Genomic DNA, 17,321 nt, shown 5'->3' with positions numbered 1-17,321 from the left:
GTACCCGTAGTACCTGATAAATTCGGCCGAGTGAGCAACCGTGCTGTCCGCAACGTCGCGATCATCGGTGGCAACCGCACCCCGTTCGTCCGGGCCGGTCGTCGCTACGCCCAGGCCTCGGCCCAGGACCTGCTCGTCGCGGCCCTGGACGGGCTGGTCGCCCGCTACGGGCTCGCCGGGGAACGCCTGGGCGAGGTCGTCGCCGGGGCCGTGCTCAAGCACAGCCGCGACCTCAACCTCACCCGCGAGGCCGTCCTGTCGACCGCGCTCGACCCGAGCACCCCCGCCTACGACGTGCAGCAGGCCTGCGCCACCGGCCTGGAGGCCGCTGTCCTGTTGGGCAACAAGATCGCCCTGGGGCAGGTCGACGTCGGGATCGCCGGGGGTGCCGACTCCGCCAGTGACGCCCCCATCGCGGTCGACGACGGACTGCGGCGGGTGCTGCTGGAACTGTCGAGGGCCAGGACCGCCGGCGCCAAGCTGGCCGCACTCGCGAAGCTGCGTCCCGGTCAGCTCAGACCCGACCCGCCGCGCAACGCCGAGGTCCGCACGGGGCTGTCGATGGGGGAGCACGCGGCCCGCACGGCCCTGGAGTGGAAGGTCGGGCGCGAGGCGCAGGACGAACTCGCCCTGGCCAGCCACCGCAACCTCGCCGCCGCCTACGACCGCGGGTTCTTCGACGACCTCCTCACCCCCTACCTCGGCGTTCGACGCGACGACCTGCTGCGCCCCGACACCTCGCTGGAGAAGCTGGCGGCTCTGAAACCCGTCTTCGGTCGCGACCTCGACGGCGAGGCCACGATGACCGCCGGGAACTCGACCCCCCTGACCGACGGCGCCGCCGCCGTCCTGCTCGCCACCGACGAGTGGGCCGCCTCCCGCCGACTCCCCGTCCTGGCCCACCTGGTCGACGCCGAGACCGCCGCCGTCGACCACGTCCACGGTGCGGGGCTGCTCACCGCACCCGTCGTCGCCGTGCCGCGGTTGTTGCAGCGCAACGGGTTGACGCTGGCCGACCTCGACCTCGTCGAGATCCACGAGGCGTTCGCCTCCACCGTCCTCGCGACGACGGCCGCGTGGGCCGACGCCGGTCTGGGCACGGTGGACCCCGCGCGCCTCAACGTCACGGGCTCCTCCCTCGCGACGGGACACCCCTTCGCGGCGACCGGCACCCGCATCCTCGCGACCACCGCGAAGCTGCTGCACGAACGCGGGGGTGGCCGCGCGCTCATCTCGGTCTGCGCCGCCGGCGGGCAGGGCATCGCGGTCCTGGTGGAGGCGTGATGTCCGACCCCTACGGCGCGTTCGTCCGCACCCCGGCCGGGAAGTTCCTCGCCGCCCGGACCGGGCTGCCGCGGCCTCCGCGGCTGCGCCGGCACCAGCCCGGGCAACCGCTGCTCACCGGGCCCGTGCTGGTGATCGGCCTCGACGGCGCGAGTCGGGTCGAGGAACTCTCCGACTGGTTGCGCGCGGCCGGGGCCGCCGTGAGCGAGGGGACCGGTGAACCCCTCGGCGCCGTGATCGTCGACGCTACCGGTCTGCGTCGCGTCGCCGGCCTGGAGGAGGTGCGGCAGCGGCTCGCCCCCGCGTTCCGCCGGACCACCGGCCGCGTCCTGGTCCTCGCGGCCGATCCCGCCACCGATCCCGCCGTCTCGAGCGACCTCGAGGCCCGTGCCGTGCAGCAGGGGCTGGAGGGTCTCGTGCGCAGCCTCGCCAAGGAGGCCCGCGGCGGCACCACCGTGAACCTGCTCCGCGTTCGCCCGGGGGCCCGCACCGCGCTGCGCTCGGCGGTCGAGTTCTTCTCCTCGGCCCGTTCCGCGTTCGTCGACGGGCAACCCGTCGTGGTCGGGTCAGGAACCCCCGTCCCGGTCCGGGACCGACCGGTCGCCGTCGTCACCGGTGCGGCGCAGGGGATCGGGGCCGCGGTCGCGGACGTCCTGGCCCGCACCGGGCACCACGTCGTCTGCGTCGACATCGCCGCCTCGGGGGAGAAGCTGGCCGCCGTGGCGAACCGCGTCAAGGGGTCGACGCTGCACCTGGACGTCACGGCCGAGAACGCGGCGCAGACCCTGGCGACCCACCTGGCCGACCGGTTCGGCGGGGCCGACGTCGTCGTCCACAACGCCGGCATCACCCGCGACCGCTCCTTCGTGAACGTCGACGAGGCGGCCTGGAACTCCGTCCTCGCGGTGAACCTGCTCGCGCCGGTGCGGCTCACGACGGAACTCCTCGCACACCCCGGTGCGCTGGCGCCGGGGGCCCGGTTCGTCTACCTCTCCTCGATCAACGGGCTCGCCGGTGCGAAGGGACAGACGAACTACGCGACGAGCAAGGCGGGCCTCGTCGGCCTCGTCCAGGCCCTCGCGGAACCGTTGGCGCAGCGTGGTTTCGCGGCCAACGCCGTCGCCCCGGGTTTCATCGAGACCCCCATGACCGCGGCCATGCCGCCGGTCCCGCGCGAACTCGGCCGACGGATCGCCAGTCTGCAGCAGGGCGGGTTGCCGATCGACGTCGCCGAAGCGGTCGGCTGGCTCGCGCAACGAGACGCCGCCGGCATCGACGGTCAGGTGCTGCGGGTGTGCGGCCAGAGCCTGCTGGGGGCGTGATGACCCGGGAACTCCGGACGGCCCCGTCGCTGTCGGCGCTGTACGCGCGTTCGCTGCTGCACCGGCCCCGGCGCGCGGTGGACTTTCCCCGCACCGCGGTGTCCCTGCGGGGCAACCGCTTCGACGTCGACCGGGTGGCGGCCTTCTGCCGCAGCACCGGGTTCCCGCTCCGCGATGCCGTGCCGCTACCGTTCCCGCACCTCGTCGGTTTCGGTCTGCAGGTGGACCTCCTGGTCCGGGAGCCCTTCCCGTTCACCCTGCTGGGTCTCGTGCACCTCGCCCAGTCCTTCGAGCAGACCCGGCCGCTGTCGGTCGAGGAGAGCTTCGACGTCAGCGTCCGCGCCGTCGGGATGCACGCCCACCGCCGCGGCGCGACCGTCGACCTGGTGACGGAGGTCCGCACCGGGACCGAGAAGGTCTGGACGGGCCGCAGCCGCTACCTCGCGCGGGGGGTGTCGTGGCCCGGTCGGGCGGAGGAGCCCGCACGGCTCCCCGCACCGGAGGGGCCGGGCACCCTCTGGCGGGTCCCCGCCGACACGGGCCGCACCTACGCCGCCGTCTCCGGTGACGTCAACCCCCTCCACCTCTCCCCGGTCACCGCCCGCCTCCTGGGGTTCCGACGTGCCCTCGCGCACGGGATGTGGACGGCGTCCCGGAGCCTCTCCGCGATCGGCGGCCCCCCACCGGGTGCTGCACGGTTCGAGGTCGAGTTCGGGAAACCCCTGCTGCTCCCCGCGACCGTCCGGCACGTCGCCGTCGAGGAACCCGACGGGTGGTCCACCGCCGTTCGCAGTCGCGACGGCTCGAAGCTCCACCTCGCCGCCCGCCTCACCTCCTCGTGAGCAGGGGAACAGGACCTCGTGATCGAGGAGGCCGCGGCGGCACCCGGGCCGTGGACCTCTTCACCTCCCTCTCGGGCGGGTTTCTGCTCGTGCTCGGCGTGGTGCTCCTGGCGACCGCCGACGATGCCGGATCGGTCACCTCGAGCCTGACGTCGATCCTCCTCGGCCTCGCCGTGGTCCTCATCGCCCCCGGCCGGTCCCGACCCTGGGTGAAGGCGGTCGGCATCGCCGCCGTCGTCGTCGAGATCGCCCTCGTCGTCTACCAGTTCACCGGGTTCTGACGCGGAGGACCGTGACCGAGCACGACCCCGGAAGGCCGTCGGGTCGTCGGCGGGCCGGAACCCGACGTGTTCGGGAGCCCTCCGCGGATTCCCAGACCGGCTGAGCGGTGCTCAGGCCGGGGGAGTGCACGGAGACCACGGCGTAGGTCGTGCCCCGCAGTCCACCACCCCGCACCGGTTCCGCTCCGACGACCCGTGAGGTTCGTCAGGGGTGAGGGGTGCGGGAGGCGGCGGAAATCGTGACGGCGGACACGGGGACGACGCCCGGTCCGCCGCCACCCTGGAGACATGAGCGCAGTCGTCGTCAGGGACCTCGAACGGACCTACGCCAGCGGCACGAGAGCCGTCCGCGGCATCAGCTTCTCCGTCGAACGCGGTGAGGTGTTCGGCCTCCTCGGCACCAACGGGGCCGGCAAGACCTCCACCGTCGACGTCGTCACGGGGCTGGCGAAACCGTCCGGCGGCAGCGTCAGCGTGCTGGGGCACGACCCCGTTCGCGAGCGCCGCCAGGTCCGGCCGCGCACGGGTGTGGTCCTGCAGTCGGGCAACCTGCCCGGGGACCTGACCGTCGCGGAGTCGTTGCAGATGTGGAGCGGCACCCTCACCCGGCGGCGACCCATCGCGGAGGTCGTCGAGGTCGTGGCTCTGCACCACAAGCTCGACGCGCCGGTGAAGTCGTTGTCCGGCGGGGAGCGTCGGCGCCTCGACCTCGGGGTCGCCCTGCTCGGTCGCCCGGAGGTCCTCGTCCTCGACGAACCCACCACGGGACTCGACGCGCAGTCGCGTCGCTCGGTCTGGGAACTGGTCCGCGACCTCGTCGCGGGGGGCACGGCCGTGATGCTGACGACCCACCACCTGGAGGAGGCCGAGGAACTCTCCGACCGCCTCGCGATCATGCACCGGGGCCTGGTCGCCGCCGAGGGGACCGTCGCCGACGTCGTCGCCGGGCACCGCTCGGAGATCCGCTGGAAGGCCGACGCGGGGCGCCCCGACGTCGCGGACCTCAGTCCGGGCGACACCGTCCAGCACCACGGCCGCTACGTGGTCGTCCGGACGAACCACCTGCAGCGCAGCCTGTCCCGGGTCCTCGCCTGGGCTGACGACCACACCCTCGCCCTGTCCGAGCTGAAGGCCACCCCGGCCTCCCTCGAGACCGCCTTCCTCGAACTCGCCGGTACCCACGTCACGGAAGAGGCCGCCTGATGACCACCCTCCAGACCGCACCCGCACCCGCGGTCCAGACCACGAACCGCTTCGCCGCCAGCGCCCGCCGCACCTGGTCCCTCACCCGGGCCGAACTGCTGCTGCTGCGCCGCAACCGGACCCTGATGTCCATCACGTTGATCATGCCGATCAGCGTCATCGGCCTCTTCAGCACCCTCGACGGTGTCGGGGACGGGGGGAACGCCACGGCGCTGGCGATCGCCAGCCTGGTCGGGATGCTGTTGTTGTTCGTCGTCTACTACAACGTCCTCTCGGCCTCCGTCGCCCGCCGCGAGGAAGGGGTCCTGCAACGGTTGCGGACCGGTGAGGCGGCCGACGGCGAGATCCTCGTCGCGCTCGCCGCGCCGTCGGTGGCGATCACCCTCGTGCAGTCGCTCGTGCTGGCCGTGGCGGGTGCCGTCGTGCTCGGGTTGCCGGTCCCGCAGAACCCCGTCCTCACCCTGGCCGGGATCCTCGTCGGGTCGGCCGTCTTCACCGGGCTCGCGCTGGTGACGGCGGTGTTCTCGCCGACCCTGGAGTCGGTGCAGATGACCAGCCTGCCCGTCATCGGGATCGCCGTGCTGGGTGCCGGTCTGGCGATGCCGCTGGACGCGCTGCCCGAGAGCATCAACCGGATCGCCCAGTTCACGCCGATGAGCCCGGTGCTGGACCTCGTGAACGCCGGCTGGACCGGAGACCCCGCGGGGATGGACGTCCTGCAGGCCGCGGGGGTGGCGCTGGCCTGGATCGTCCTGACCGTCGTCGTCGTGCAGCGGCGCTTCCGGTGGTCGCCGCGGGTCTGAGCTTCTGGGAGAGTCGAGCCGTGAACCTGCTGGGACGCTGGCGCGCCGCGGACGACCCGCGGCGCGTCGAGCTGTACACCCACTGGTCGCTGGTCCCGGCGGTGTTCTGCGCGCCGGTGCTCGTGCTCGGCCTCGGGTCCGGGGCGAACGCCTCCGAGGCGTGGGTGGCGGCGCTCGCCTCGCTCGTGCAGGCCGCGGCCGTCGGGATCGCGGTCAGCCGGGTCGTGCACCGCAGGGCCTGGGGGCGCCCGGTGGTCGTCGCCTGGGTCACGGCGTCGGCCCTGGCCTACGTGGTCGGGCTCCTGATCCTGCGCGGGACCGACGCCGCCGTGGGCGTCACCGTCACCGCCGCGGTCCTCTCCGTGGTCCCGCTGGGCCGGTTCCGGTTCCGTCGCTACGCCCTCGTCGTGGTCGCCGTCGTCGGCGCGACCACCGCCCCCCTCGTCTCGCCCCCGGCGCTCGCGGTGCTGTTCGTGGTCTACGGCTGGATCCTGGCGTCCATCCTGCAGCTCTCGATGTGGCTCCTGGACGTCGTGCGGCGCCTCGCCGACGCCGAACGGGCCGGGGTCCGGCTGGCGCTCGCGGAGGAGCGGTTGCGGTTCGCCCGTGACCTGCACGACGTCGTGGGGCGCGACCTCTCCGCCATCGCGGTGACCAGCGACCTCGTCGCGGAACTGGCCCGACGGGGCCGCCCCGAGGCCGTCGACCGCGCCGAGGAGGTCCGCACGATCGCGCAGAACTCGTTGCAGCAGATCCGCGACGTCGTCCGCGGCTACCGCGCCGTCGACCTCACGACGGAACTCGAAGGGTCGGTGGCGCTGCTGCGTTCGGCGGGGGTCGAGTGCACCGTGGAGCACACCGCGAGCGACCTGCCCGTCGAGGTCCGGTCTGCGGCGGCCTGGGTCATCCGCGAGGGGGTCACCAACGTCGTGCGGCACAGCGCCGCGACGTGGTGCCGCATCACCGTCTCCCGCTCCGCCGACGAACTGGGCGTGCTGCTCGAGAACGACGGGGTGAGCTCGGCCGCCACCGGGAACGGTTCCGGCCTGGCGGGTCTGGCCGAACGGTTGCACCCCCTCGGCGGTCGCCTCGACGTCCGACGGGGCGACGGCACGTTCGTCCTCGACGCCCGGCTGGAGGTCCCCGCGTGATCAGAGTCCTGCTCGCCGACGACGAGAACCTCGTCCGCAGCGCCGTCGCCGGTCTGCTCGACCTGCAGGACGACCTCGAGGTCGTCGGCCAGGCCGCGTCCTGCGCGGAGGCGCTGGCCGTGGCGTCCAGGACGACCCCCGACGTGGCGGTCCTCGACCTGCAGATGCCGGCGGGGGATGTCCGCGCGGGGGCACCGTCGGACGGCATCGCCCTCGCCGAGCGGCTGCACGTCGAGGTTCCCGGCATCACGACCCTGCTCCTGACCAGCCACGGTCGTCCCGGTCACCTGAAACGGGCCCTGGAGGCGGGCGTGCGGGGTTTCCTGCCCAAGACGTCCTCGGGATCCGTTCTCGCCGAGGCGATCCGCACCGTGTCGTCCGGGGGTCGCTACGTCGACCCGTCGCTGGCGGCCGACGCGATCGCCGCCGGGGCCAGCCCGCTCACCGCCCGGGAGTCCGACGTGCTGGAACTCGCCGCCGACGGCGCCGGGGTCGAGGAGATCGCGGTGAAGGTGTCGCTCTCGCCCGGGACGGTCCGCAACCACCTGTCCTCCGCCTCCGGCAAGCTCGGGGCCGCCAACCGGCACGAGGCCGTCGCCCTGGCCCGGAAGGCGGGATGGATCTGAGCGCGAGGACCCCCGAGGAACGGGCCCTGGCCCGGGCGCTGACGAACCCGGCACCTGCTGTCGGGCTCCCGCTACGTCACGCGGTCAGGGCGACCGAGGAGATCGTGATGGTCTCGCACTCAACCGGGGTCGACCGAACCCGGCCCGCTCTGCCGCCGGTGATGGGTCCGCTCGATCCAGGTCACGACAGCGATCCGCAGTTCGCCGCGGGTGGCCTGTTGCCAGCGGTCCAGGACGTTGTCCTGCAACAACTCGAGGAAACTCTCCACTGCCGGATCCCTCGTCCGCGGCGGTGGCGGCCGCGAGCACGCACACGCCCTTGGCCACCGAGTGGACGTCACGACGGACGTCTTCGCTCCAGCGGTGCGCCGCACTGTCCCCGCCGCTGCGCACGTGCACACCGTGCGCGGTGAAGGCGTCGGTCTCGACGCCGCGGACGAGGTGGTCGAGGCACAACCGCCGGCACGACGATGGTGCGGAGGGGTGGGTTGGGCCGGATCCAGGGGTGGGTCACGGGTGGTCACCGGCTCGCTGTGGGCGATGTGCACGGATGGTTGAGACGGCGCTCAGGGCATCGCAGAGGGTGCGCTTTCCAGGGCCAGAGGCAGCCAGGGCCTGCTCGTGATCGCGACCATGACCCGCGACGTGAGGCTTCGTCCCCACAGCTTCAGTCCCGACGGCTTCAGCCTTGACGGTGGCTGCCGAACCGCTACGCAGTGCACGCAGCTTCCTGCTGCGGTGCACGGGCCCGTCTCCTTGTTGAGGCGGGCAAGAGACGACGGTGCCGGTTCGTGGTCACACACAGGTCGGGAGCGGGTCGTCGAGGGAGCCTTTCGGCTCACCGACTGCGGAACGAGCTCGCAGAAGACTTGCGAAGTGAGCCTTCAGATACCTAGCTACTAGTCGATGAAGTACTAGTAGTCGGCGACCAGGAGGGGCGCACATGTCTCGTTTCGTGATCACGGCCTTTGGAGGCCGCGGTGGTCGACACCAGCGTGGACGCGCCGTCGGTGCTCACGCGTCCTCCCCGACGGACGTGGCGCCTGACGTGGCGCCCGACGTGAGAACGGGTGTAATGACACCGCGCGGGACGCAGGCATGACCAACCGCCGCTTCCTGGGCATCCTGCTCTCCAGTCTCGGACTGTTCATCGCCGCCGGTCTGCTACTGGCCCACTTCGGCCTCGGCTTGAGCACGCACACGGTGCTCAGCAACAGCATGCGTCCCGCCTTCGCCGCGGGTGATCAGATCCTTACCCTCGACATCACACCCCAGCAGGTCCACCGCGGCCAGGTCGTCATCGTCCAAACCCCGGACATGCCCGCCCCGATCGCGCACCGCGTCGCAGACGTGAAGATGATCGCCGATGCGGTGAGCGTGCGGACCAAGGGTGACGCCAACGCCAGCCCTGACGTCTGGACGAACCTGCTTCCTGGGGCGCAGATCCCCGTCGTGGTCGCCGTCGTCCCGGGTGTGCCGGGATGGCTGGAGCACGGTCCGAGTACGTGGGGCATCGGCCTACAGGTCCTGATCATCGCCGGGTTGGGTGTGGTCGCGACGGTGATCACCGTGGCTCTGCAGTGGCGGGGTCGCCATTGCGACTGCCTGGACTGCGCTGAGAGCACGGCCGCGGATGACGGCGCAGATCACCGTGACGGCGGTGGCGACGCCTCGGCCCCGCACTGCCCGTCCTGCAGCGAAGAAGTCCCCGCCGCAGAAACCTCCAACGGGAGCAGTCCCGCCGCTTCCTCGCCCGATCCGGAACCCACCGCGCCCGACCAGGACCACCAGGAGGTTCACCATGCCCGCAGCTGAGAACAACACCGGGCCCGCCCCGGTCGCCGACCGCGCCCAGCGCCACACCCACTCCAGGAGTCGACGAACGCGTCACGGGGCCCGGCGTACTTCCCTGCAGGTCGCTGGCATCGCCGCGACGATCGCGGCGGGGGTGGCCATCACCTCCGGCGGGGTTTACGCCGCCCTGACCGCCGAAGCGTTCAACGCCAGCGCGCAGAACGTCGGCAGCGGAACTCTCATGCTCACGCTGAACAACACCACCGGCAGCGTGGGGTTTGGCTCTCCCATCGCCAACATCGCCCCCGGCGACGTCGTCAACCGCTACGTCCAGGTGCGCAACACCGGCACACTGACCGGGCAGAACCTCACCCTGGGACTAGCGGACAGCACCCCCACTCTGCTGACCACCAGCACCACCAAGGGCCTGACCGTCGCGGTGAGCGAGTGCTCGGTGGCATGGACGATGCCCGGGGGAACGTGTAGCGGCACGAGCACCGCCGCACTCACCCTCACCCCCGCCGCCACGGTGATCTCCAGCGGGGGATCGACACCCGTGACCCTCGCAGCGCCGGCGTTCACCTCCTCCACCGACCGTTACTTCCGTGTGTCGGTGACCCTTCCTGACCTCGCCAACGCGGAGGTGTCGACCAACGGGGCCCTGCCTGCGGTAGGAACCACCATCCAGGGCTTGGCCGCGAACCTGACGTGGAAATTCACCCTGGCGCAGCGGACCCCCACCACCACGAACACCTGAGCGGACTCCAGCGCTGAGGTGGCAGCGTGGCTGCTCCCATGGTGAATGATTCGTTGCGCGACCTGCCCAGTGACCTGTCGGACAACCCACTGAGCAGCCCGTCCAGGTGGTCTGTCACGCGCAGCGCCGGCGGGGCGGGAGGGGGAGGATCGCGATGTCGAAGCCTGGTCGCGGATGGAGCCTAGGTGTGCGCTTGGGGGCGGCGATCACGGCGTGCGTGACGTGGTCGGCTCCCGTTGCGCACGCCGCGTCCTCGAGCGCGGCGACGTCCACCGCGGACCTGACGTCGGCGAGCTGGGGGGTCGTGATCACCCAGTCGAGCACACCGCCCTACGTTCCCGGACCAGCGGTCACCATCTCGGCATCAGTTGTGGGGGCGCGCTACTACACCGTCGCCAACACCGGTAGCCGGTTGCCGGGAAGCATCACCTACCGCCTGAACTCATCCCTGGGTCTGTCGGTCACCCTGGAGACGTGCCCGACGCCCTGGTCGGGACTGGGGTTGTGCGCCACCACCCCCACCCCGGTGACGGCGAACACCGCCCAGAGCGCGGCGTCGGGGATGCCGCCGGTTGGAGGTGTTCTGTACCTGAAGGTCCTGGTGCTGGTTGCCGGGAGCGCAACCCTGTACGTGGAGGCGACCCGCCCCGATCCGGTGGTGGTGAATGCCTGATCGCGGTGTGGTCGCCAGGAAGAACACGAGCTCGTCAAGTCCTCTCCTCCCCTCCGCCGGAGATCCGCCACCAAAGCACGATGATGGCGATGCCTCGAACTGGACGCCCCAAGGCCGAGCTCGTACTCACCGACGACGAACGCGACCAACTGCAACGCTGGACCCGACGCCACACCTCAGTCCAGGCCCTGGCAGGCCACCACCTCAGGAGGGTCGGTCTGAACGGTCGGCTGGAGCAGTCCGCAAGGGTGCTCGATGTCACTGTCGTGGCGCGTCCAGGACGGCGACGGTGGGGGCGGGGCCACGGCCGTCGGCGATGCGCAGGCGGTCGCGCAGGGTCTCGTGGACGTCGTGCCAGACCCCGGCGGCGGTCCAGTGCTCGAACCAGCGGTAGGCCACGTTCCCGGGGACGAGGTCTTGGGGCAATATCCGCCACGCGCACCCGGTGCGCAGGACGGAGAGGATCGAGTCGATCACGAGCCGGGTCGGGTAGGTGCCCGGACGGCCACCCCGCCGTGGATCTGGTTGCGGTACGGGCGGTCGCAGGACCTCCCTCTGCCTGTCGGTGAGGGAGGAGTCGTGGCGCAGAGGAGAGACCGCTTCGGCGTTGGTGGGGCAGGAGCAGGCGCACAGTCGCGTGATCTTGGAGATGACGGCATGCATGGCTCATGCGACTCGTCACTCCACCGTTTCCATGATCACGATCCGTCAACGGAGGTAACCCAACACGCCGCTGAGGCGGACACGGCAGGATGGCGGGATGAACCCCGTCCTGCTCCTCGGTGGCCGCAGCGAGATCGGACTCGAGGTGGCCGAACGGCTCGTCCGGGCCGGGGCGCGGACGGTGGTCCTGGCGGCCCGCCGTTCCGGGGAACTGCAGGAGGAATCGGCCCGGCTCAGCGCCCTGGGCGCGAGCGTGGAGACGGTCGAGTTCGACGCCGACGACGTCAGCTCGCACGGACCGCTGCTGAGCGACGTCGTCGCCCGGCACGGCGCGGTCGACGCCGTCGTCGCGTTCGGGATCCTCGGTGACCAGGCGCGGGCCGAGACCGACGTCGCGCACGCCCTCGCCGTCCTGCACACCGACTTCGTCGCCCAGGTCAGCGTCCTGTCGCACCTGGCGAACCTGCTGCGGCCGTTGCGGTCCGGGCGGATCGTCGTGTTCTCCTCGATCGCCGGGGCGCGGGTGCGCCGGGCGAACTACGTCTACGGGTCCGCGAAGGCCGGACTCGACGGTTTCGCCTCCGGACTCGCCGACGCGTTGCACGGCAGCGGGGTCCGCCTGCTGCTGGCCCGGCCGGGTTTCGTGGTCGGGCGGATGAGCGCGGGGATGTCGCCCGCGCCGCTGGCCAGCGATCCCGCGCAGGTGGCCGACGCCGTGGTGGCCGGTCTGGCCGCCGGGCGCGACGTCGTCTGGGTTCCCGGCACCCTGCGCGCCCTGGCCGCCGCGATGACGGTCACGCCGCGCGCCGTGTGGCGCCGGGCGCCCCGGTAGTCCACCGGGCGGCCTCGCCCGGCCGTGCCCGGCGTGACCGGCATGGACCTGCAGATCACCGCCGCCGTCCGGGTGGTGCGGACGTTCCTGGACGGCGTGCGGCAAAGGATGGGGACGCATCGTCCTGCTGGTCTCCGAGGACGCCGTGGAACTCGGCACGAGCGTCGAGGCGGCGATCATCAGTTTCCTCGACGAGGAACGGCCGTTCACGGAGCTGAAACGGCGAGGGGAACCCGAGGAGTTCGCCGCGCCCATCGCGTTCCTGGGGTCCGAGCGCGCGAGTTTCGTCGACGGCAGCAACCACCGCGTGGACTCCGGGAGCGTCGCGACCGTCCAGAGCCCAGCACCTAGGCTTGGCGAACGTGAGCGCACCCACGACCGTCTCGCAACGCCTCGACACGTTGCCCTTCACCCGCCGCCACCGGCGCCTGCTCGTCGGCTCCGGGGTCGGCTGGGCGCTCGACGCCTTCGACGTCGGCCTCGTCGCCTACGTGCTCGTCGCGCTCAAGGCGCAGTGGCACCTGGACGCGACGCAGTTGTCGTGGATCGCGTCGATCGGGTTCGCCGGGATGGCTCTCGGTGCCACGTTCGGCGGCCTGCTCGCCGACCGGATCGGGCGACGCCAGGTCTTCGCGGTGACGTTGTTCGTCTACGGGATCGCCACCGGCGCCGCGGCGTTGTCGTGGTCGCTGGGAGCCCTGCTGGTCTTCCGCTTCCTCGTCGGCCTCGGGCTGGGCGCGGAACTACCCGTCGCCTCGACCCTGGTCAGCGAGTTCGCACCGCGTCGGATTCGCGGTCGGGTCGTCGTGGCGCTGGAGGCGTTCTGGGCGCTGGGCTGGACCCTCGCCGCCCTGGTCGGGTACCTCCTGGTCCCGGCGTCGGAGGACGGGTGGCGCTGGGCGCTCGCGCTCGGGGCGCTGCCGGCCGTCTACGCCGTCGTCGTGCGCCGCGGGCTGCCGGAGTCCGTGCGGTTCCTGCTCTCGAAGGGTCGCACCGCGGAGGCGACCGCGGTCGTCGAGGAGTTCGAGGCCGCCGCCGGGGTCCGGCCCGCCGGGGACCTCGTGCCCGATCCGCGACCGGTCGGCGGGCACGGGATCTGGCACCCGACGTTGCGTCGCCGCACGCTGGGCCTGTGGCTGGTCTGGTTCTTCGTGAACTTCAGCTACTACGGCGCGTTCACCTGGATCCCCAGCCTGCTCGTCGAGGACGGGTTCACCGTGATCCGGTCGTTGCAGTTCACGCTGATCATCACGCTCGCCCAGTTGCCGGGGTACGCGGTCGCGGCCGTGCTGGTCGAGACGTGGGGGCGGCGGCGGACCCTGGCGCTGTTCCTCGTCGGCTCGGCCCTCTCCGCCCTGGGTTACGCCGCAGCCGGTTCCACGACGACGATCCTCGCGGCCGGGATGGCCCTGTCGTTCTTCAACCTGGGGGCGTGGGGTGCGCTGTACGCCGTGACGCCCGAGGTCTACCCGACGGCCGTGCGCGGGCGGGGCACCGGGTCGGCGGCGGGTTTCGGCCGGATCGCCTCGATCCTGGCCCCGCTGAGCGTCCCGGTGCTCCTGGGCACCGGGGGCAGCGCGGTCGTGTTCGTGGTGTTCGCGCTGGCCTTCGCGATCGCCGCGTCGGCGAGCTTCCTGCTCCCCGAGACCCGCGGGACGGCACTGGACTAACGGCTCCGCGCCGCCTCGGCCTCGAGGGCGGCGAGGTCCACGAGCATGCTCGCGGCCCCGTGCAGCCCGGCGCTGAGCGCGTCCATCCCGGGGGAGAGGATCGTCAGGTCACCGCGCTCGGCGAGTTCGGCGAAGATCCCGTCGTTGCTCACCACGAGGAACTCGACCGGGTCCGCCACCTTCGCGGCCGCGGCCAGCAGCGCGTAGTCGGCCACGTCGGCGCCCTGCGGGACGGCCTTGGCCCGGTCGGCGAACTCCTCGAGCCACGGCCTGGAGCGGGCCACCGCCCCCACCTGCCCGGCGAGCGCCACGTGGTCGGCCTGGCGGGCGAGCTCGACGACGACGGCGAGCCGGGCGCGCAACCGGCTGGGGGAGGCCCGCAGGTTGTCGAGGTCGACGAGCAGGACCCGCTGGGCACCCTGCTGGGCCCACACGGGGTAGTCCCGCACGAGCAGGCGCAGCGCGTCGCTGGCCGGGTCCGGGCCGACGCGGACGACCTCGGGGGCGGGGACGTCCTCGAGCCTGAACCACTCGTAGTCGGCCCACTCGTCCGGCGCTCCACCCAGTCCCATGGCCCAAGACTCCCACCGATGATCAGCAGAGCGTGCCCTGGTGGTGCCGCAACTTCCAGCCGTCCGGGGTCCGGCGCCACAGCGAGGACCGGTGGGCGCGGCGACCGGTCGGGTCGGAGACGTAGGTGAGGAGCACGACGCCCGGGGCCAGGACCTCCCCGGTGAGCTCGGCGTGCGGGAGCGGCTCGGTCCGGTCCTCGCCCGCCAGCAGCTCGATCGTCTCGGCGCGCGACCAGACCCGACCGGAGGCGCCGATCTCGCGGAAGTCCGCGTCGAGCAGCTGCCCCAACCGCTCCGGGGAGCGTCGGGCGGTGGGGGAGAGCAGTTCGACCTCGAGGTCCCGGACCACGTCCACGTCGTTCACGACCCGATCCTGGCAGCGCCGGCCCCGCGCCGCGGTGGAGGATGGCGTCGTGCGCCACGTGACCGACGCCGAACGCCGTGCCCGGATCGCGTGGCGGCACGCCCTGGCGCCGGCGGCGCGGCTGGACGGCCCGGAGGCCGTCACCCGGGCGATGACGGTCCTGCACTCCACGGAACCGGCGACGGTGCACCTCTCCTGCTGGGCGCGGGGACGGGACCTGCAGGTCGCCGACGTCGAACGGGCGCTCCACGTCGACCGCACCCTGGTCAAGCAGCTCGCGATGCGGCGCACGCTGTTCGTGTTCCCGCGGGAACTGCTGCCCCACGTCTGGCCGAGCGCGTCGGCGCGGGTCGCGGGCACCGAACGCGCGACGATCGCGAAGGACGTCGTGAAGGCGGACCTCGCGCAGGACGGCCACGAGTGGCTGGACCGCGCCCGCCGGGAGGTCCTCGCCGTCCTCGCCGACGCGCCGGAAGGCCTGACGGCGCAACAGGTCCGGCTCGCGGTGCCGATGATCGACGTCAAGGTCTCGGTCTCACCGGGGTCGTCGTGGTCGGCCTCGCGGATCCTCACCCACCTCGGGCTGACGGGACACGTGGTGCGGGGCGTCAACACCGGGCACTGGCGGACGTCGCGGCCCCGGTGGACGCTGACCCCGGACTGGCTGGGCGAGGTTCCCGCACCCACCTCGGCGCAGGCGGGCTACCGGGAACTCGTCCGGCGCTGGCTGGGGACGTTCGGGCCCGGGACCGAGGACGACGTCGTCTGGTGGCTGGGCGCGACCAAGACCATCGTGCGTGCGGCGCTGCGCGAACTCGACGCCGTCGAGGTCTCGCTGGACGGCGGATCGCTCGGGTACCTCCTGCCCGACGACGTCGAGGAGACGCCCGACCCGGGCGCCTGGGTGTCGCTGCTGCCGGTGCTGGACCCGACCGTGATGGGCTGGAAGGCGCGGGAGTTCCACCTCGGCCCGCACCGCGAGCAGCTCTTCGACCGCAACGGCAACGCCGGCACGACCGTCTGGGTCGACGGGCGCGTCGTGGGCTGCTGGGTGCAGGACGAGGCGGGTGTGGTGCACCTGCGGCTGCTGGAGCAGGTCGGCGCCCGCGCCCGGAAGGCGCTGCGGGCCGAGGCCGCGCGTCTGACGTCCTGGCTCGGCGGGGTGCGCGTCGGGACGGTCTACCCGTCCGCGGCGATGCGGGAGCCGATCGTCCCGCCGTGACCTACCAGCCGCGTTCGCGCCACTGCGCCAGGTGCGGGCGTTCGGTGCCGATCGTCGTGGGAGCCCCGTGGCCGGGGTGCACGACGGTGTCGTCGTCGAGGACGTCGAACAACCTCGTGCTGACGTCGTCGAGGAGCCGGGCGAAGTCGGCGACGTCGCCGCGGGTGTTGCCGACGCCACCGGGGAACAGCGAGTCGCCCGTGAAGACCTGGTCGGGACCGTCGGCGTCGCGCAGGACGAGGGCGACGGACCCGGGGGTGTGCCCGCGCAGGTGCACGACCTCGAGGACCACGTCACCGACGCGGACGACGTCGCCGTGCGTGAGGCGCTGCTGCACGGGGAGGGGCAGGTGGTCGGCGTCGTCCTCGCCCGCGGCGGTGGTGGCGCCCGTGGCCTCGACGAGCGCGGCGAGGGCCCCGACGTGGTCGTGGTGGCGGTGGGTGGTGACGATCAGGTCCAGCGGGCCGCCGACGAACTCCAGCAGCTTCGCGGGCTCGGCGGCCGCGTCGACCAGCAGGCGGCGGCCGGTGCTGCGGCAGGTCACGAGGTAGGCGACGTTGTCCATGTCCCCGACGTGGACGGAGTCGACCTCGGCGGAGCTGGTGGTGGTGGCGCTCATGTCCCGACCGTAGCGACCGCGGGCGGCTCAGCGCGGGCGGGCCACCGGGTGGAGGGCCGGTGTCGCGGCGTTCTCGCGCAGGTCGATGACGTGGTCGTGCGCGGTCCGGCGCTGGGCCAGGCCGATGGCGAAGGTCATGGTCAGCAGGCCGTAGAAGACGGCTCGGGCGACCTCGCCGTCGGCGGCGAACCCGCCGGTCAGGGCGAGGCACCCCAGCGCACCGATGAGGTGCACGAGGTCCATGAAGGACTTCCAGACGGCCACCTCACGATGGTGGCCCGGCGTCGGGTTCGATGCACGGTCGAGCGTCGAAGTCGACCGGGCCGGTCCACGCCTCAGGACACTGCGTTCCACCTCATGAACTGTAAGTAACTAAGGCGCGGAGTGCGCGCCGAGGCGACGTGAACGCCGGACGACCACCCCCGGGCCTCAGCAGGAACGTCGTCCGCATGAACCTCACCGCCCTGGAGTGGGAACTGCACGGAGGACTCGACCAGCGCCGGAAGGAGGCCGAAGCCCTCGCCGCCCGCGAGCACCTCGTGCGGGTGCTGCGCACCGCCCGCCGCGCCGCGGGCCCGCCGCAGCGACGTCACTGGTGGACGCGACGGCTCCGGCGCTGACCGGCCCCGCGTCCCCTCTCGGT

At 72.4% G+C, this 17,321-nt stretch carries 20 protein-coding genes and 2 pseudogenes; 16 read left to right on the top strand and 6 right to left on the bottom strand.

The genetic code is table 11. The annotated features are described in order from the left end of the window. Positions 1–30: 30 nt before the first annotated feature. The 8 genes from OG218_RS09760 to OG218_RS09725 all read left to right on the top strand — a co-directional run bounded on the left by OG218_RS09760 (position 31) and on the right by OG218_RS09725 (position 7,512). A complete protein-coding gene (locus OG218_RS09760) occupies positions 31–1,284 on the top strand; it encodes an acetyl-CoA C-acetyltransferase (protein WP_328293022.1) in 1,254 nt (417 codons plus the stop codon). Beyond that, positions 1,284–2,606 (top strand): 3-oxoacyl-ACP reductase, encoded by a 1,323-nt coding sequence (locus tag OG218_RS09755; RefSeq protein WP_328293021.1) that lies wholly within the window; start codon positions 1,284–1,286, stop codon positions 2,604–2,606. Before OG218_RS09760 ends, OG218_RS09755 begins: the two co-directional genes overlap by 1 nt. After that, positions 2,606–3,448, top strand: a complete 843-nt coding sequence (locus tag OG218_RS09750; RefSeq protein ID WP_328293020.1) for a MaoC family dehydratase — start codon at positions 2,606–2,608, stop codon at positions 3,446–3,448. Before OG218_RS09755 ends, OG218_RS09750 begins: the two co-directional genes overlap by 1 nt. Before the next feature lie 50 nt (positions 3,449–3,498). After that, entirely contained in the window at positions 3,499–3,729 is a 231-nt protein-coding gene (locus tag OG218_RS09745; RefSeq protein ID WP_328293019.1) for a hypothetical protein, read from the top strand. Positions 3,730–4,017: 288 nt separating this feature from the next. Next, complete coding sequence (locus OG218_RS09740) at positions 4,018–4,932, top strand: ABC transporter ATP-binding protein (RefSeq protein ID WP_328293018.1); 915 nt, start codon at positions 4,018–4,020, stop codon at positions 4,930–4,932. Next, positions 4,932–5,735, top strand: a complete 804-nt coding sequence (locus tag OG218_RS09735) for an ABC transporter permease (protein ID WP_328293017.1) — start codon at positions 4,932–4,934, stop codon at positions 5,733–5,735. Before OG218_RS09740 ends, OG218_RS09735 begins: the two co-directional genes overlap by 1 nt. 20 nt (positions 5,736–5,755) lie before the next feature. Further along, on the top strand, positions 5,756–6,886 hold the full coding sequence (locus OG218_RS09730) for a sensor histidine kinase (protein WP_328293016.1): 1,131 nt from the start codon (positions 5,756–5,758) through the stop codon (positions 6,884–6,886). After that, positions 6,883–7,512, top strand: coding sequence for a response regulator transcription factor (locus tag OG218_RS09725; RefSeq protein ID WP_328293015.1), 630 nt, complete (start codon positions 6,883–6,885; stop codon positions 7,510–7,512). Before OG218_RS09730 ends, OG218_RS09725 begins: the two co-directional genes overlap by 4 nt. A 149-nt stretch (positions 7,513–7,661) precedes the next feature. Here OG218_RS09725 and OG218_RS26625 read toward each other — a convergent pair. Beyond that, a pseudogene (locus OG218_RS26625) lies at positions 7,662–7,784 on the bottom strand (IS3 family transposase); the annotation flags it as partial. 826 nt (positions 7,785–8,610) lie between these two features. On the opposite strand from OG218_RS26625, the gene OG218_RS09715 reads away from it, so the two are divergent. The 3 genes from OG218_RS09715 to OG218_RS09705 all read left to right on the top strand — a co-directional run bounded on the left by OG218_RS09715 (position 8,611) and on the right by OG218_RS09705 (position 10,736). Further along, complete coding sequence (locus OG218_RS09715; protein WP_328293014.1) at positions 8,611–9,327, top strand: signal peptidase I; 717 nt, start codon at positions 8,611–8,613, stop codon at positions 9,325–9,327. Beyond that, positions 9,314–10,063, top strand: coding sequence for a TasA family protein (locus OG218_RS09710; protein WP_328293013.1), 750 nt, complete (start codon positions 9,314–9,316; stop codon positions 10,061–10,063). Before OG218_RS09715 ends, OG218_RS09710 begins: the two co-directional genes overlap by 14 nt. A 217-nt stretch (positions 10,064–10,280) precedes the next feature. Continuing rightward, positions 10,281–10,736 (top strand): hypothetical protein, encoded by a 456-nt coding sequence (locus tag OG218_RS09705; RefSeq protein WP_328293012.1) that lies wholly within the window; start codon positions 10,281–10,283, stop codon positions 10,734–10,736. Between the two features lie 258 nt (positions 10,737–10,994). On the opposite strand, the gene OG218_RS09700 is transcribed toward OG218_RS09705, so the two are convergent. Continuing rightward, positions 10,995–11,399 (bottom strand): transposase, encoded by a 405-nt coding sequence (locus OG218_RS09700; RefSeq protein WP_328293011.1) that lies wholly within the window; start codon positions 11,397–11,399, stop codon positions 10,995–10,997. A gap of 97 nt (positions 11,400–11,496) precedes the next feature. Here OG218_RS09700 and OG218_RS09695 point away from each other — a divergent pair, with 97 nt between their 5' ends. From OG218_RS09695 to OG218_RS09690, 3 genes and pseudogenes are all read left to right on the top strand, one after another. After that, positions 11,497–12,231 (top strand): SDR family NAD(P)-dependent oxidoreductase, encoded by a 735-nt coding sequence (locus OG218_RS09695; protein ID WP_328293010.1) that lies wholly within the window; start codon positions 11,497–11,499, stop codon positions 12,229–12,231. Positions 12,232–12,273: 42 nt separating this feature from the next. Next, a pseudogene (locus OG218_RS26620) lies at positions 12,274–12,565 on the top strand (ketoacyl reductase); the annotation flags it as partial. Between the two features lie 28 nt (positions 12,566–12,593). Next, positions 12,594–13,901 (top strand): MFS transporter, encoded by a 1,308-nt coding sequence (locus OG218_RS09690; RefSeq protein WP_328293009.1) that lies wholly within the window; start codon positions 12,594–12,596, stop codon positions 13,899–13,901. Here the strand turns inward: OG218_RS09690 and OG218_RS09685 are convergent. Together OG218_RS09685 and OG218_RS09680 are read right to left on the bottom strand one after the other, a co-directional pair. Beyond that, positions 13,898–14,473, bottom strand: a complete 576-nt coding sequence (locus tag OG218_RS09685; protein ID WP_328293008.1) for a hypothetical protein — start codon at positions 14,471–14,473, stop codon at positions 13,898–13,900. The genes OG218_RS09690 and OG218_RS09685 overlap by 4 nt on opposite strands. Before the next feature lie 22 nt (positions 14,474–14,495). Continuing rightward, positions 14,496–14,837, bottom strand: a complete 342-nt coding sequence (locus tag OG218_RS09680) for a nuclear transport factor 2 family protein (RefSeq protein WP_328293007.1) — start codon at positions 14,835–14,837, stop codon at positions 14,496–14,498. A 49-nt stretch (positions 14,838–14,886) separates the two neighbouring features. On the opposite strand from OG218_RS09680, the gene OG218_RS09675 reads away from it, so the two are divergent. After that, complete coding sequence (locus OG218_RS09675) at positions 14,887–16,059, top strand: winged helix DNA-binding domain-containing protein (RefSeq protein ID WP_328293006.1); 1,173 nt, start codon at positions 14,887–14,889, stop codon at positions 16,057–16,059. 1 nt (position 16,060) lies between these two features. Here OG218_RS09675 and OG218_RS09670 read toward each other — a convergent pair whose 3' ends face one another. Continuing rightward, on the bottom strand, positions 16,061–16,678 hold the full coding sequence (locus tag OG218_RS09670) for an MBL fold metallo-hydrolase (RefSeq protein WP_328293005.1): 618 nt from the start codon (positions 16,676–16,678) through the stop codon (positions 16,061–16,063). Between the two features lie 27 nt (positions 16,679–16,705). Then, positions 16,706–16,942 (bottom strand): hypothetical protein, encoded by a 237-nt coding sequence (locus OG218_RS09665; protein WP_328293004.1) that lies wholly within the window; start codon positions 16,940–16,942, stop codon positions 16,706–16,708. A 185-nt stretch (positions 16,943–17,127) separates the two neighbouring features. On the opposite strand from OG218_RS09665, the gene OG218_RS09660 reads away from it, so the two are divergent. Beyond that, positions 17,128–17,298, top strand: coding sequence for a hypothetical protein (locus tag OG218_RS09660; RefSeq protein ID WP_328293003.1), 171 nt, complete (start codon positions 17,128–17,130; stop codon positions 17,296–17,298). Positions 17,299–17,321: the final 23 nt, after the last annotated feature.

This window comes from Kineococcus sp. NBC_00420, from assembly GCF_036021035.1.
Lineage (GTDB): Bacteria > Actinomycetota > Actinomycetes > Actinomycetales > Kineococcaceae > Kineococcus.
The sequence above is the reverse complement of the archived record's forward strand: the minus strand, read 5'-3'. Positions and strand labels throughout refer to the sequence as shown.